Origin of the sequence: Sphingomonas insulae (genome assembly GCF_010450875.1) — a bacterium.
GTDB lineage: Bacteria > Pseudomonadota > Alphaproteobacteria > Sphingomonadales > Sphingomonadaceae > Sphingomonas > Sphingomonas insulae.
Genome location: NZ_CP048422.1, coordinates 206,737 through 219,762, shown reverse-complemented (window position 1 = coordinate 219,762; position 13,026 = coordinate 206,737). Strand labels below are relative to the sequence as shown.

Here is a 13,026-nt window from a genome sequence, read left to right as displayed (position 1 = left end):
CGATCGATGCTGACGACCCTGCTTGCCGCCGCCGCCGCCACGACGCTCGCCATCCCGGCGTCGTGGATCGATCCGACCACCGGCCGGCAGATCGTCCGCATCGATGCCACACCGGGCAATTACGCGCTGTATTTCAACTATAATCCGTTCACGCCGCAGGGCGACCTGATGATCTATCTGACGCCCGACGGCATCCGGGTGGTCGACCTCAAGACGTGGAACACGCGACTGGTGCTGCGGGCGAAGGTCGACCGGCTGCTGTTCGCCGGGCCACGCAGCCGCAGCGCCTATTACACCATCCGCGACGTCGCGGTGGACGACGGCGGGCCGTTCCAGGTCTGGCGCGTCGACCTCGACAGCGGGGCGACGCGCAAGATCGCCGACGTGCCGGGCGGGCGGATCGAGGCGATCAACGCCGACGAAACGCTGCTGGCGGGCGAACGCGAGTTGCAGCCGCCGCCGCCCGCCATCGCCGCGCAGGGCCGGCGCGATCCGAAGACCGGCGCGCCGACCTATTCCGGTACCGGGCCGGACGGCAGGCCGCTGTCGTTCGCCGCCGCCAAGGGGCAATGGATGGCGGCGCGGCTGGCCGCGCGGGTACCGATGGAGATGTACAGCGTCGCCATCGCCGATGGCCGGCGACGGACGATCCATCGCGCGACCGACTGGCTGAACCACGTCCAGTTCTCGCCGACCGACCCCAGGCTGCTGATGTTCTGCCATGAAGGGCCGTGGGACAAGGTCGACCGCATCTGGACGATCCGCACCGACGGCACGGGGCTGACCAAGGTGCATACCAGGACAATGGCGGGGGAAATCGCCGGCCATGAATTCTGGAGCAGCGACGGGCGGACGATCTGGTACGACCTGCGTACCCCGGCAAAGGGCGCGGGCTGGCTGTCGAGCTATGACGTGACCACCGGCGCGCGCAGTCGCTATGCGATCGGCGAGGATCAGGGCTCGTATCACTTCACCCAATCCCCCGACCGCAGCGTCTTCGCCGGCGATGGCAGCAATGCGGGCAAGTGGATCAGCCTGTTCGCGGCGAGGCCTACCGCAACGCCGCAACCGGGCCTGATCGCGCCGGGGGTGTTGGAAACGACCCGGCTCGCGAACCTGGCGACGCACGACTACACGCTGGAACCCAACGAGCATTTCACGCCCGACGGCAAGTGGATCGTCTATCGCACCAATATGGAGGGCGCGCCGGCGATCTATGCCGTCGCGACCGGGGCCGCGGCGACCGGACGCTAGGCCAGCACGACGCCCGCCGCGGCGAACCGCACCTCCGTCTCGTCGACGGTGGTGCGGCCATCCGCCAGCGGCATCGCGATGGCGCGGGTGAGGTCGCGCAGCACGACCGCCTCGAACCCGTGCTCCACCGCATCCAGCGCCGACCAGCCGACGCAGAAATCGTAGGCGAGGCCGACCAGCACGCAGCGCGTCACGCCGATGTCGCGCAGATATCCGGCAAGACCCGTCGGCGTGACGCGGTCGTTTTCGCGAAAGGCGGAATAGCTGTCGATCGTCGGATTGTGACCCTTGCGCAGGATCAGGCCAGCGCTCGTCACGGCGGCGGCGACGGCGGGGTGGAAGGCGGCGCCGTGACTGCCCTGCACGCAATGGTCGGGCCACAGCACCTGCTCGCCATAGGGCATGACGACGGTCGTGAACGGGGTGGCGCCGGGATGGCTGCTGGCGAACGAGCTGTGGCCGGCGGGGTGCCAGTCCTGCGTCACGATGACATGCGCGAACGTGGCGGCGAGGTCGGCGATGGCGGGCATGATCGCATCCGCGTCCGCGACCGCCAGCGCGCCATTGGCGCAGAAGTCGTTCTGGGGGTCGATGACGATCAGCGCATCGTTGCGGTGGGGCGAAAACGGCATGGCCGCTTATCGCGCCGGATGCGATGCGGCGAAAGCCCCGGTCGCGTGGTGCGACCGGGGCTGCCGTTCAGCGGGGTGCCGTTGCGGTCGGCGCGGCGACCGGCGCGGGGGCGTTGGCGGCCACCGGCGGCGGCGGCGTACCGCGGCCATCGGCGGGCGGCGGCGGCGCGGCGTTCGGGCCGGCACCCGGCGGGGGCGGCGGCGGGCCGTCACCGCGAGGGCCGCCGGGGCCATCCCTGCCCGGGCCACCCGGGCCACCCGGACCACCCGGACCGCCGGGGCCGTGCGGACCGTGCGCCGGACCGACTTCGCGGACCTGCCCGGCGGGATCGACCAGGAAGCGCGCGCGCAACTGGCCTTCGTCATAGCGGCCCTGCACCATCACCGGGCTACCCTTGGTCACGCTGCCGGTACCGTTGCGGCCCGCATCGATCATCGCGCGGCCGCTGCCGTCCTGCACCACGAACCGGTCGCCGAACACTTCCGCGACGCGCCCCTTCACGGTGACGATGCCGTTGCTGCTGCCCAGCCTGGCGATCGGGGTGGCGATGGTGGGGGCCATCTCGATCGAGGGGCGGGTGAGCGCCACCGCGCCTGCGCCGCCGGCCGCGCCGACCGCGATCAGGGCTGCTGCGCCGAGGCCAAGGCGTTGGCGGCGTCCGATTGTCATTCTTGCCATCGAGTCTCTCTAGTTGGTGTGTCGATGACGCCGTTCTAGGACGATGCGTCCGACCCCCGCTGAACCGCACGGTTCAGTTTCGGTTTAGCGACGAGGGATACCGCCTGCCGATGCGCATCTTGCTAGTGGAAGACGACAATGACCTCGGCCCCGCGATCGCGCGCGGGCTGCGGGCGGAGCATTTCGCGGTCGACCTGATCGCCGACGGCATCGATGCCGCGCATCTGGGTGAGACGGAGGCGTATGACGCCGCGGTGCTCGACCTGGGGTTGGCGGGCAAGGACGGAATCACCGTGCTGAAGGAATGGCGCGCCGCCGGCCGCACGCTGCCGGTGCTGATCCTGACCGCGCGCGACGGCTGGTCGGACAAGGTTTCTGGATTCAAGGCGGGAGCGGACGATTACCTCGTCAAACCGTTCCGGCTCGAGGAACTGGTGATGCGCCTGCGCGCATTGGTGCGCCGCGCCGCGGGGCATGCGCAGCCCGTGCTCGCCTGCGGGCGGCTGTCGTTCGACACCCAGATCGGCCATTTCGAACTCGACGGCCTGCCGCTCAAGCTGACCGCGTTCGAATGGCGGGTGCTGTCGGCACTGATGCTGCGACGCGAGGCGGTGATCGAGCGGCTCGACCTGCTCGAGCGCGTCTACGAAGGCGATGCCGATGTCGATTCGAACAGCCTGGAGGTGATCGTCGGGCGCCTGCGCCGCAAGATCGGGGCGGAGATGATCGAGACGGTGCGCGGTCGCGGCTATCGGCTGACCTGCCTATGAAGCTGCGATCCATCCAGGGCCGCATGCTGTTGCTGTCCGCGATCGCGATCCTCGCCGCGCTGGGGATCGCTGGCTGGGCGATCGGCGGCGTGCTGGAACGGGTGGTGACCGAGGGCATCGACCGCCGGCTGGATGCGGAGATCGCGCTGCTGGCAAGCGTGGTGGACCGCGACGGACGCGTCGACCGGGCGGCGCTGGCGCAGCGCGCCGGCGCGCTGGAGGCGGGGCGCGGCTGGCGCTGGCGGATCGAGACGCCGCAGGGGGCGATCGGCTCCGCGGACCGGCCGCTGATGCACGCGGGGCCGCATCCCCCCGGTCCCGTCCCGAACCCCGGTGCCGGTCCCGGTCCAGATCCGGATGCACGTCCCGGCCCGGATGCGGAGCGGGAGCGGGGACCTGAGGCGATCGACGGCGAGGATGCCGGCGGCCACGCTATCCACGCCCGCCGCCTGACGATGGGGGCGGTGACGCTGTTCGCCGCGGCCCCGCGCGCGGTGATCGCGCGGCCGTTGCGCGATGCGCTGGTGCCGCTGCTGGCGGCGCTGGCGATCCTCGCGGTCTTGTTGGCGGCGGCGACCTGGGTGCAATTGCGGCTGGGGTTGCGGCCGCTCGGGCGGATGCGGGCACAGGTCGCGGCGATCCGCGCCGGCAAGGCGTCGCGGCTGGACGAAGACCAGCCGGTCGAACTGCGTGGCCTCGCCACCGAACTGAACGCGCTGGCTGCGGACCGAGAGGCGGCGCTGGCGACCGCACGCCAGTCCGCCGCGAACCTCGCGCATGCGCTCAAGACGCCGGTCGCGACGCTGGCATTGGGCGTGCGCGACGATCCGGCGAAGGCGGCGCAGGTCGCACGCATCGATGCGACGATCCGCCACCACCTGTCGCGCGCGCGTGCCGGCATGGTCGATGCCCGCGCCAGCACGCCGGTCGCGCCCGCCATCGCCGATCTGGTGCAGGCGATCGGGCGGCTGCATGCGGGGCGGGGGCTGTCGATCGCGACCGATAGCGCGGACGTCACCGCCGCGATCGACCCCCAGGATTTCGACGAACTGCTCGGCAACCTGCTCGACAATGCCGCACGCTATGCGGGCAGCCGCATATGGGTCGGCGCACACAGTCAGGCGGACGCGCGGTGGCTGGACCTGATCGTCGCCGACGACGGCCCCGGCATCCCCGTTGCCGAGCGGGAGCGGGTGACGCAGCCCGGCGTGCGCCTCGACGAACGCGGCGAGGGGCATGGCTTCGGCCTCGCCATCGTGCGCGAGCTCGCCGAGCTGCACGGTGGGCGGCTGACGCTATCCGAGCGGCCGGGCGGCGGACTGGAGGCACGGGTCGCCCTGCCGGCACGGCACTAAACCGCCGCCGGGGCGTACCGCATGGCGAACGTCGCATCTCGAAAGGCCGCCATGACCAGCCCCGCCCTCTTCCAACCCATCACCGTCGGATCGCTCGCGATGCGCAATCGCATCGTGATCGCGCCGATGTGCCAATATTCCGCCGAAAACGGCTGCATGACCGACTGGCATCTGATCCACCTCGGCCATCTCGCCTTGTCGGGGGCGGGGCTGCTGACGATCGAGGCGAGCGCCGTCGTCCCGGAGGGGCGGATCACCCACGCCGATGTCGGCCTATACGACGATGCGACCGAGGCGGCGATGGCGCGGGTGCTGGAATCGGTACGACGCCATTCGGACATGCCGATCGCGATCCAGCTGGCCCATGCCGGGCGCAAGGCGTCGACCGACCTGCCGTGGAAGGGCGGCAAGCAGATCGCGCCGGACCATGCCGATGGCTGGCAGACAGTCGCACCATCGCCGCTGCCGTTCGCCGATGGAGAGCATGCGCCGACCGCGCTGTCGCTCGACGATCTGAAACGCCTGTGCGACGCCTTCGCCGCGGCGGCGCGACGGGCTGCGCGGCTGGGCATCGATGCGGTGCAATTGCACGGTGCGCACGGCTATCTGCTCCATCAGTTCCTGTCGCCGCTCTCCAACCGGCGCGACGACGATTACGGCGGCAGCCTGGACAACCGCATGCGCTTTCCGCTGGAGGTATTCGATGCGGTCCGCGCCGCCTTCCCGGCGGACCGGCCGGTGACGATGCGCGTATCGGGCAGCGACTGGGTCGATGGCGGTTGGGATGCGGAGCAGACCGTCGCGTTCGCGCGGGCGCTGGAGGCGCGCGGCTGTGCGGCGATCCACGTATCCAGCGGCGGGCTGGACCCGCGGCAGGCGATCCCGGTCGGGCCGAGCTATCAGGTACCGCTGGCCCGTGCGGTGAAGCAGGGGTGCGGGCTGCCGGTGGTCGCGGTCGGCCTCATCACCGATTACGAGCAGGCGGAGGCGATCGTCGGCACCGATGATGCGGACATGATCGCGCTCGCTCGCACCATCCTCTACGATCCGCGCTGGCCATGGCATGCAGCGGCGCATCTGGGCGCGCACGTGAAGGCGCCCGATCAATATCTCCGGTCGCAGCCCCGCCAGTATCGCGACCTGTTCGACGTCGACCGGCAATTGTCTGACTAGACGCAGGCCGCCGGGCAGTGGATGAAGCGCGCAGGCCAGAAGAGGATGCTGCGATGACCGACCATGATGTGCGCACCGTGCTGCCGGTGCAGGCGATGCTGGGCGAGGGGCCGGTATGGATCGGTCGCGATAGCGCCCTGTGGTTCGTCGACATCAAGGGTCATCATGTCCATCGCTTCGACCCGGCGACGGGCGCGGCGCGGCGCTGGGACGCACCCGATCAGGTCGGCTGGGTGTTGCCGACGGCGGCCGGCGGCCTGATCGCGGGCCTGCGCAGCGGCGTGCATCGCTTCGATCCGGTGGACGGCAGCTTCGTGTTGCTGGCGCAGCCCGACGGGCATCCGGCGCACAACCGTCTGAACGATGCCGCCACCGATGGCGCTGGACGGCTCTGGTTCGGGACGATGGACGATGACGAGCGCGCGGCGAGCGGCCGGCTGTTCCGCTTCGATGGCGCGGGTGTCGCGGACAGCGGCCTGCCGCCGGTGTGCATCACCAACGGCCCCGCGATCCACGCGCCGACCGGCACGCTGTATCACACCGACACGGTCGGCAAGACGGTGTGGCGCGCGACGATCCGCGACGACGGTACCCTCGGTGCGCCCGCGCCATTCGTGACGATCGAGGACGGCGCCGGGCATCCCGACGGTTCGGTGGTGGATGCGGAGGGCTGCGTGTGGGTCGCGCTGTGGGGCGGTTGGGGCGTGCGCCGTTACGATCCCGCCGGCGTGCTGATGGGGACGGTGTCGCTGCCGGCGTCCAACATCACCAAGATCGCGTTCGGCGGCCCCGATCTGCGGACCGCCTATGCGACCAGCGCGCGCAAGGGACTGGATGCCGCCGCCCTTGCCGAGCAGCCGGAGGCGGGCAATCTGTTCGCGTTCGATCCGGGCGTGGCCGGGATCGCCGTGACACCGGTCGCGATGTAGGGTGTATCGACATTCAGCCCTCTACCTCCCCGGCGGAGGCCGGGGCCCAGCTGGAACAGGCTGGTAATGAGGCGCATTCCACCGTTACAGCGGCTTTCCCAACTGGGCCCCGGCCTTCGCCGGGGAAGCAAGCTGGTCCAAATGCCGCCCTTGCTGTTGAACGTCGATCCGACTTGGCATTGCAGCGAAGTCAGGCGGGAGGCGGAGGCCTTTCGGCACTTGTAGCGGATGCGTTGGTATAGCGAGCCGCGTGCAGGCCCCTTCACCACCTGCATGACGAAGGGGCCTGCCTGAACCGGCACGCGACATTTGCGGCCGCGCACCTATGCGCGGATCGAGGTCGTCGCGCTTGCGTACGGACCCCGGCTTACCGCGAACCGCCCTCACGCACCCCGTCGATCCGCCGGGCGACGCCCCACGCGTTGTCGTCCCGCAATCCTGCCGGTAGCAGGCCGGGCGCAAGATTCTGGAAGCACACCGGTCGCAGGAAGCGCGCGATGGCGAGCGTCCCGACCGAGGTTGTGCGGCCATCGCTGGTCGCCGGGAACGGCCCGCCATGGACCATCGCCGGTGCGACTTCGACCCCCGTCGGCCAGCCGTTCGCCAAGATGCGGCCGACACGGCGGGCGATCACCGGCACCAGCGCGGCGGCGTCCCGCTCGTCGGCGGGGTCCATCTGCAGCGTGGCGGTCAGCTGGCCTTCCAGTCCGGCGATCACCGCGGCGATCTCCGCCATGTCGCTGCAGCGGACCACGACGGAGGACGACCCGAACACCTCGTGGCTCAGCGCCGTATCGGCCAGGAATGCCTGCGCATCGGTTTCGAACACCGCGCCGACCGCCTGGTTGACGCCTTCGCCCACCTTGCCGCGCGCGACGGTGCGGACCGCGTCATGGCCGGCGAGGGCGTCGACGCCCTTTTCGAAGCTCGCATGGATGCCCGGCGACAGCATCGTCGCCGGTGCGGCGTCGGCCATCGCCGTGGCGGCCGCGGCGACGAAGGTGTCGAGGTCGGGGCCGTCGATCGCCAGCACCAGGCCGGGATTGGTGCAGAACTGCCCGGCGCCCATCGTCAGCGATGCGACGAATTCCTTCCCCAGCGCCTCGCCCCGCGCCGCGAGCGCCGCCGGAAACAGGACGACCGGGTTGATGCTCGACATTTCGGCATAGACCGGGATCGGTTCGGGGCGTTCCGATGCGATGCGCACCAGCGCCAGACCGCCGGCACGCGACCCGGTGAAACCGACCGCCTGAATGCGCGGATCGGCGACCAATGCGCCGCCCAGTGCGTTGGTTTCGCCGGGCAAATAGGCGAACACGCCGGCGGGCAGGCCGGCATCGGCCACCGCCTGCTGGATCGCACGGGCGACCATTTCACCGGTGCCGGGATGTGCGGGATGGCCCTTCACCACCACCGGGCAGCCGGCGGCAAGGGCCGATGCGGTGTCGCCGCCGGCGACCGAGAAGGCGAGCGGGAAGTTGGACGCACCGAATACGGCGACCGGACCGATCGCAAGATTGATGCGGCGCAGGTCGGGGCGGGGCAGCGGCGCCCGGTCGGGCATCGCCGGATCGATGGTCGCATCGAGGAAGTCGCCCTGGCGGACCACGCCGGCAAACAGCTTCAGCTGTCCGACGGTACGGCCGCGCTCGCCCTCCAGCCGCGCGCGCGGCAGGCCGCTCTCGCTCATCGCGCGGACGATCAGGTCGTCGCCGATCGCGAGGATGTTCTCGGCGATCGCCTCCAGGAATGCGGCGCGCGCCGCGAGGTCGGTGGCGGCATAGGTGGGGAATGCGGCCTCGGCGAGGGCGCATGCCTCCGCGACCGCATCGATGCCGGCAGAGGAGAAGTCGGGCGACAGCGTGTCGCCGCTCGCCGGATTCACCGCGGTGAACCGGTCGGATGCCTGGCGTGCTTCGCCGCCGATCAGCAGGGCGCCGTCGATCATGGGAGTACCTCTCGTGGATTATGTCTGACTTATTGTAGGGCCTATCGGCGTCGCCGACAACCGCCCCCGCAATGGCGGGTGGGTCCAGGTCCTCGCGCGTCGACCCGGTGTCAATCCGCGGATGTCGCGGCATCCCCGTCGATCGCGTGCGGATCGAGGTCCCACACCGCCGCCACCTTTTCCACCGCCTTGCGTGCGATGCCATCCAGCGCCTCGGGGCAATAGACCTGCACGTCCCAGTTGTGGCCCGATAGGCCCTGTTGCAGCAACCCCTCGTCGGGTTCCGCCAGCGTGGGGAGGAGGAAATCGATCTTCGCGCCCTCGCTGTCCCGCGAAAGATGGAGGGCGGCCTGGTTCAGCTCGTCGCGAAGCGCCGCGGCGCCAAGGGTGGGGCGGCTCATTGGCGGGTGCACACGACGGACATGGCGTTTCCTTCCCTGTTCTTGGCCAAGCGCCGCAGCGTCCGGATCGTTCCCGATTCGGTATCATCGTTGCGGTGTCCGCGAAAACCGGCATGGAGGGCGCATGCGTCCTTCCGTCATCGCCGTCCTTCCGCTGGCCAGCCTTGCCCTTGCCGGGCCTGCCTCGGCGCAAAGCACCGGTCCCGACATCGTCGTCACCGGGCGCGGCTTGCCCGCATCGCCGGGCGAGCGCGCGTTCGATATCGTCACCATCGATCGCGACCGGTTGCAGGCGAAGGCCAGCCAGCGGCTGGAAAGCGTATTGGCCGACGTCGCCGGTTTGCAGCAGTTCCGCCGCTCCGACAGCCGCACCGCCAACCCGACCAGCCAGGGCATCACCTTGCGCGGCATCGGTGGCAACGCGTCCAGCCGTGCGCTGCTGATCCTCGATGGCGTGCCGCAGGCCGACCCGTTCGGCGGCTGGGTCGCCTTTCCCGCCTATGCCACCGGGCGGCTGGGGCAGGTGCGGGTGACGCGCGGCGGCGGCAGCGGCTATTTCGGACCGGGCGCGCTGGCGGGGACGATCCAGCTCGACAGCGCGACGCCGGACCAATTGTCCCCCCTTGAGGCGAGCGCCTTCTATGGCAGCCGCCAGGCGGTGGAGGCGCAAGGGTCGGCGGCGCTGGTGCGCGGCGGCGGCTTCGCCACGCTGTCGGCGGCCTATGCGCGCGGCGACGGCTTCGTGCCGACCGTCGCCGCCAGCCGTGGCCCGGTGGACCGGGCAGCGCCCTATGAGCAGGCGTCGGGCGCACTGCGCACGGTGGTGACGATCGCGCCCTCGACCGAAGTGCAGGCCAATGTCAGCGCCTTCACCGACCGGCGCGAACGCGGCACGGCATTCACCGCTAACCGGTCGCAGGGCGCGGACGCCAGCGTGCGGCTGGTCGGGCGCGGACGCTGGGGCTGGTCGGCGCTCGCCTACCTCCAGACGCGGGCGTTCGCCTCGGGCTTCGCCAGCGTCAATGCCGCGCGCACGACGGTCAGCCAGTCGCTCGACCAGTATAATACCCCTGCCACCGGCCTCGGCGCGCGGCTGGAGGTGCAGCCGCCGGTCGGCGACGCGGTCGACCTCCGGCTGGGCGCCGACATTCGTGACGTATCGGGCAAGACGCAGGAGCTGTTCACCTTCGTCAACGCCGCACCGACGCGGCGCCGCGAAGCGGGCGGCTCGACCCGGACCAACGGGATATTCGTCGACGGCAGCGTCGCTTCGGGTGCGCTGACGCTGACCGGCGCCGCGCGCGTCGACTGGTGGAGCATCGACGGCGGCTATCTCAGCGAACGGCCGGTCGCCGGGGGTGCGGCGCTGACCGACAACCGCTTCGCGAATCGCGACGGCAGCGAATTCACCGGTCGGGTCGGTGCGGCGTGGCGGCCGGTCGATGCGGTGACGCTGCGCGGCGCGGCCTATCGCGGCTGGCGGCTGCCGACGCTCAACGAACTGTACCGCCCCTTCCGCGTCGGAAACGACATCACCGCCGCCAACGCCGCCCTCGCCCCCGAACGGCTGACCGGCATCGAGGGCGGCGTCACGCTGACGCCGTTCGCGGGCGCCAGCCTGGCGGCGACGGTGTTCCGCAACCAGCTCGACGATGCGATCGCCAACGTCACGCTGTCGTCGACCGCGACCAGCGCATCCCGGGTGCGGCGCAACCTGGATGCGATCCGCTCGACCGGGCTCGAGGTCGATGCGCGTTATGCCCTGGGCGCGTTCGACATGCTGGCATCGTGGAGCCACATCGACGCGCGGGTCCGATCATCGGGCGCGGCGGCGGCGCTCGACGGACTTCGCCCCGCGCAAACACCGCGCGATGCGGTGTCGGGGACCATCGGCTGGCGACAGCGCGGCGTCGCGCTGTCGGCGACCGTGCGCCATGTCGCAAGCCAGTTCGACGACGACCAGAACAGCCGCAGCCTGGCCCCGGCGACGACGCTGGACGGATTTGCTGCGCTACCGGTGACGCGAGGCATCGCGATCGAGGCAAGGGCGGAAAACGTTTTCGACGCGCGGGTCGAGGCGGGGATCAGCGGCGCGAACATCGTCGAACGCGCGACGCCGCGTACGCTGTGGATCGGCGTTCGCGCGAAGATCGGATGAGCGATCCGCTGCCGGTCGGTTGGCGGGCGAAGGGGATCCGGTCAAGCGGACGGAGTGCCGCGCCGGCAACCCATGGGGCCGGCGACTGGTGGGATCGCCGTGGCGCGGCCTGACGCGGCTTGGGTCAGGCGCGCGAACCCGCCCACCGGGCACCCCGGACTGGCTGCTCGCCGACGAACCCTTGGCCAGCCTCGACCCGGCGCATCAGGTCGATATCCTCGATCGGCTGCGCGGCGTCGCGCAGGAGGGCAGGGGGGTGGCGCTCGTCCTCCACGATCTGGCGCAGGCGGCGCGGATCGCCGACGACGTGCTGCTGCTGCGGCAGGGTCGCATCGTCGCGGACGGGCCGACCGCCGCGGTGCTGACGCCGGAACGCATCGCCGACGTGTTCGACGTGCGGGTCGCGATGCTGCCCGACAGCGCGATGATGGTACCGATCGGTCGCATCCTGCGCTGAACCGGTCGGCAACCGGCGCGCTCGGCCATCGACGTGGGCGGGCGGCGCCTTTATGCGATGGCCGGTGACCGCTCCCCATCGCCTTCGCCTCGACGCTGCCGCCCTCATCCACAACTGGCAGGCGCTGGACCGCCTGAGCGGTACGGCGGCGTGCGGCGCGGCGATCAAGGCGGACGGTTACGGCCTGGGCGCGGCAGGCGTCGCGGCGCGTCTGGCCGACGCGGGCTGTCGCGATTTCTTCGTCGCGACCTGGGACGAAGCCGAGCGGGTCGCCGCGTTGCGGCTGCCCTTGTCCGTGCTGCACGGCGTGCGGGCGGAGGACATGCCGATCGCACTGAGCGGCATCGCGCGCCCGGTGCTGAACAGCGACGTGCAGGTCGCGCGCTGGCGGTCCGCGAGCGGCGGGGCGTGCGACGTGATGGTCGACACCGGCATGAACCGGCTGGGCGTGTCCGCCGATGCGGTGCGGGACGGCCTGCTCGACGGCCTGACGATCGACACGCTGATGAGCCATCTCGCTTGCGCCGACGAGGATCGTGCGATGAACGCCGCGCAGCGGACTGCGTTCGCCGCATTGCGCGGGGTGACGGGCGCGCGGCGGATGAGCCTCGCCAATTCCGCCGGCATTGCGCTGGGGACGGATTATGCGTTCGACCTGACGCGGCCGGGGCTGGCGCTGTACGGCGGTGTCCCGCGCGGCGAGCTGGCCGACGCCTTGCGACAGGTGGCGATGCCGGAGGCGCAGGTGCTGCAGCGACGTACCGTCGCCGCTGGCGATACCGTCGGATACAACGCGACCTGGACTGCGACGCAGCCGACGGAGGTCGCGATCATCAATGTTGGTTACGCCGATGGCTACCTCCGCGCTTTCTCCGACCGCGGCACTGCCGACTGCGGTCGCCTGTCGGTGATCGGCCGCGTTTCGATGGACTTGGTTGCGCTCGACGTCGGTGCGGCCCCGGATCTTGCAGAGGGCGATTGGGTCCCATTAGACTTCGCCCTGCCGGATGTCGCCGCACGTAGCGGCCTGTCGCAATATGAGCTACTGACGGGGCTGGGGCGGCGTTACGAGCGGCTGTGGGCGTAATACCGCGCGCGGCTGTTGCCGGATGAAATTTTACGCGGCCACAGGTTTCGCCAGCACAACAGGATACGGGACTGGCGCGTTTCGCTAATTGCGGCGTCGTCCCGGTGCGAACGATATAGTGATCTCACCCGAAGTGTGATGCCGACAGCGGCGCACAGCGGCAATCCGGCACAAAAAAAGGGG

Annotated in this window: 12 protein-coding genes; 8 read left to right on the top strand and 4 right to left on the bottom strand. The window is 70.6% G+C overall.

Annotated elements, in window-relative coordinates:
* Positions 1-6 precede the first annotated feature (6 nt).
* Positions 7-1,254, top strand: coding sequence for an oligogalacturonate lyase family protein (locus GTH33_RS02675; protein WP_163956982.1), 1,248 nt, complete (start codon positions 7-9; stop codon positions 1,252-1,254).
* On the opposite strand, the gene pncA is transcribed toward GTH33_RS02675, so the two are convergent.
* Together pncA and GTH33_RS02665 are read right to left on the bottom strand one after the other, a co-directional pair.
* On the bottom strand, positions 1,251-1,886 hold the full coding sequence (pncA, locus tag GTH33_RS02670) for a bifunctional nicotinamidase/pyrazinamidase (RefSeq protein ID WP_163956981.1): 636 nt from the start codon (positions 1,884-1,886) through the stop codon (positions 1,251-1,253). The two genes, GTH33_RS02675 and pncA, sit on opposite strands and share 4 nt — an antisense overlap.
* Positions 1,887-1,953: 67 nt before the next feature.
* Positions 1,954-2,565 (bottom strand): hypothetical protein, encoded by a 612-nt coding sequence (locus tag GTH33_RS02665; protein ID WP_163956980.1) that lies wholly within the window; start codon positions 2,563-2,565, stop codon positions 1,954-1,956.
* A gap of 110 nt (positions 2,566-2,675) precedes the next feature.
* Here GTH33_RS02665 and GTH33_RS02660 point away from each other — a divergent pair, with 110 nt between their 5' ends.
* The 4 genes from GTH33_RS02660 to GTH33_RS02645 are packed head-to-tail and all read left to right on the top strand — an operon-like array spanning position 2,676 to position 6,792.
* Positions 2,676-3,335, top strand: a complete 660-nt coding sequence (locus GTH33_RS02660) for a response regulator (RefSeq protein WP_163956979.1) — start codon at positions 2,676-2,678, stop codon at positions 3,333-3,335.
* Complete coding sequence (locus GTH33_RS02655; RefSeq protein ID WP_243848172.1) at positions 3,332-4,690, top strand: ATP-binding protein; 1,359 nt, start codon at positions 3,332-3,334, stop codon at positions 4,688-4,690. Before GTH33_RS02660 ends, GTH33_RS02655 begins: the two co-directional genes overlap by 4 nt.
* A 51-nt stretch (positions 4,691-4,741) precedes the next feature.
* On the top strand, positions 4,742-5,863 hold the full coding sequence (locus GTH33_RS02650) for an NADH:flavin oxidoreductase/NADH oxidase (RefSeq protein WP_163956978.1): 1,122 nt from the start codon (positions 4,742-4,744) through the stop codon (positions 5,861-5,863).
* A 53-nt stretch (positions 5,864-5,916) separates the two neighbouring features.
* A complete protein-coding gene (locus GTH33_RS02645) occupies positions 5,917-6,792 on the top strand; it encodes an SMP-30/gluconolactonase/LRE family protein (RefSeq protein WP_163956977.1) in 876 nt (291 codons plus the stop codon).
* A gap of 367 nt (positions 6,793-7,159) precedes the next feature.
* Here GTH33_RS02645 and GTH33_RS02640 read toward each other — a convergent pair whose 3' ends face one another.
* Both GTH33_RS02640 and GTH33_RS02635 read right to left on the bottom strand, forming a co-directional pair.
* Positions 7,160-8,740 (bottom strand): aldehyde dehydrogenase (NADP(+)), encoded by a 1,581-nt coding sequence (locus tag GTH33_RS02640; RefSeq protein WP_163956976.1) that lies wholly within the window; start codon positions 8,738-8,740, stop codon positions 7,160-7,162.
* 110 nt (positions 8,741-8,850) lie between these two features.
* Complete coding sequence (locus GTH33_RS02635) at positions 8,851-9,141, bottom strand: hypothetical protein (RefSeq protein ID WP_163956975.1); 291 nt, start codon at positions 9,139-9,141, stop codon at positions 8,851-8,853.
* 124 nt (positions 9,142-9,265) lie between these two features.
* Here GTH33_RS02635 and GTH33_RS02630 point away from each other — a divergent pair, with 124 nt between their 5' ends.
* The 3 genes from GTH33_RS02630 (at position 9,266) to GTH33_RS02620 (ending at position 12,843) form a co-directional block, all read left to right on the top strand.
* Positions 9,266-11,299 (top strand): TonB-dependent receptor, encoded by a 2,034-nt coding sequence (locus GTH33_RS02630; protein WP_163956974.1) that lies wholly within the window; start codon positions 9,266-9,268, stop codon positions 11,297-11,299.
* A 19-nt stretch (positions 11,300-11,318) separates the two neighbouring features.
* Complete coding sequence (locus tag GTH33_RS02625) at positions 11,319-11,756, top strand: ATP-binding cassette domain-containing protein (RefSeq protein ID WP_338054395.1); 438 nt, start codon at positions 11,319-11,321, stop codon at positions 11,754-11,756.
* Positions 11,757-11,820: 64 nt separating this feature from the next.
* On the top strand, positions 11,821-12,843 hold the full coding sequence (locus GTH33_RS02620; protein ID WP_249054979.1) for an alanine racemase: 1,023 nt from the start codon (positions 11,821-11,823) through the stop codon (positions 12,841-12,843).
* Positions 12,844-13,026 lie beyond the last annotated feature (183 nt).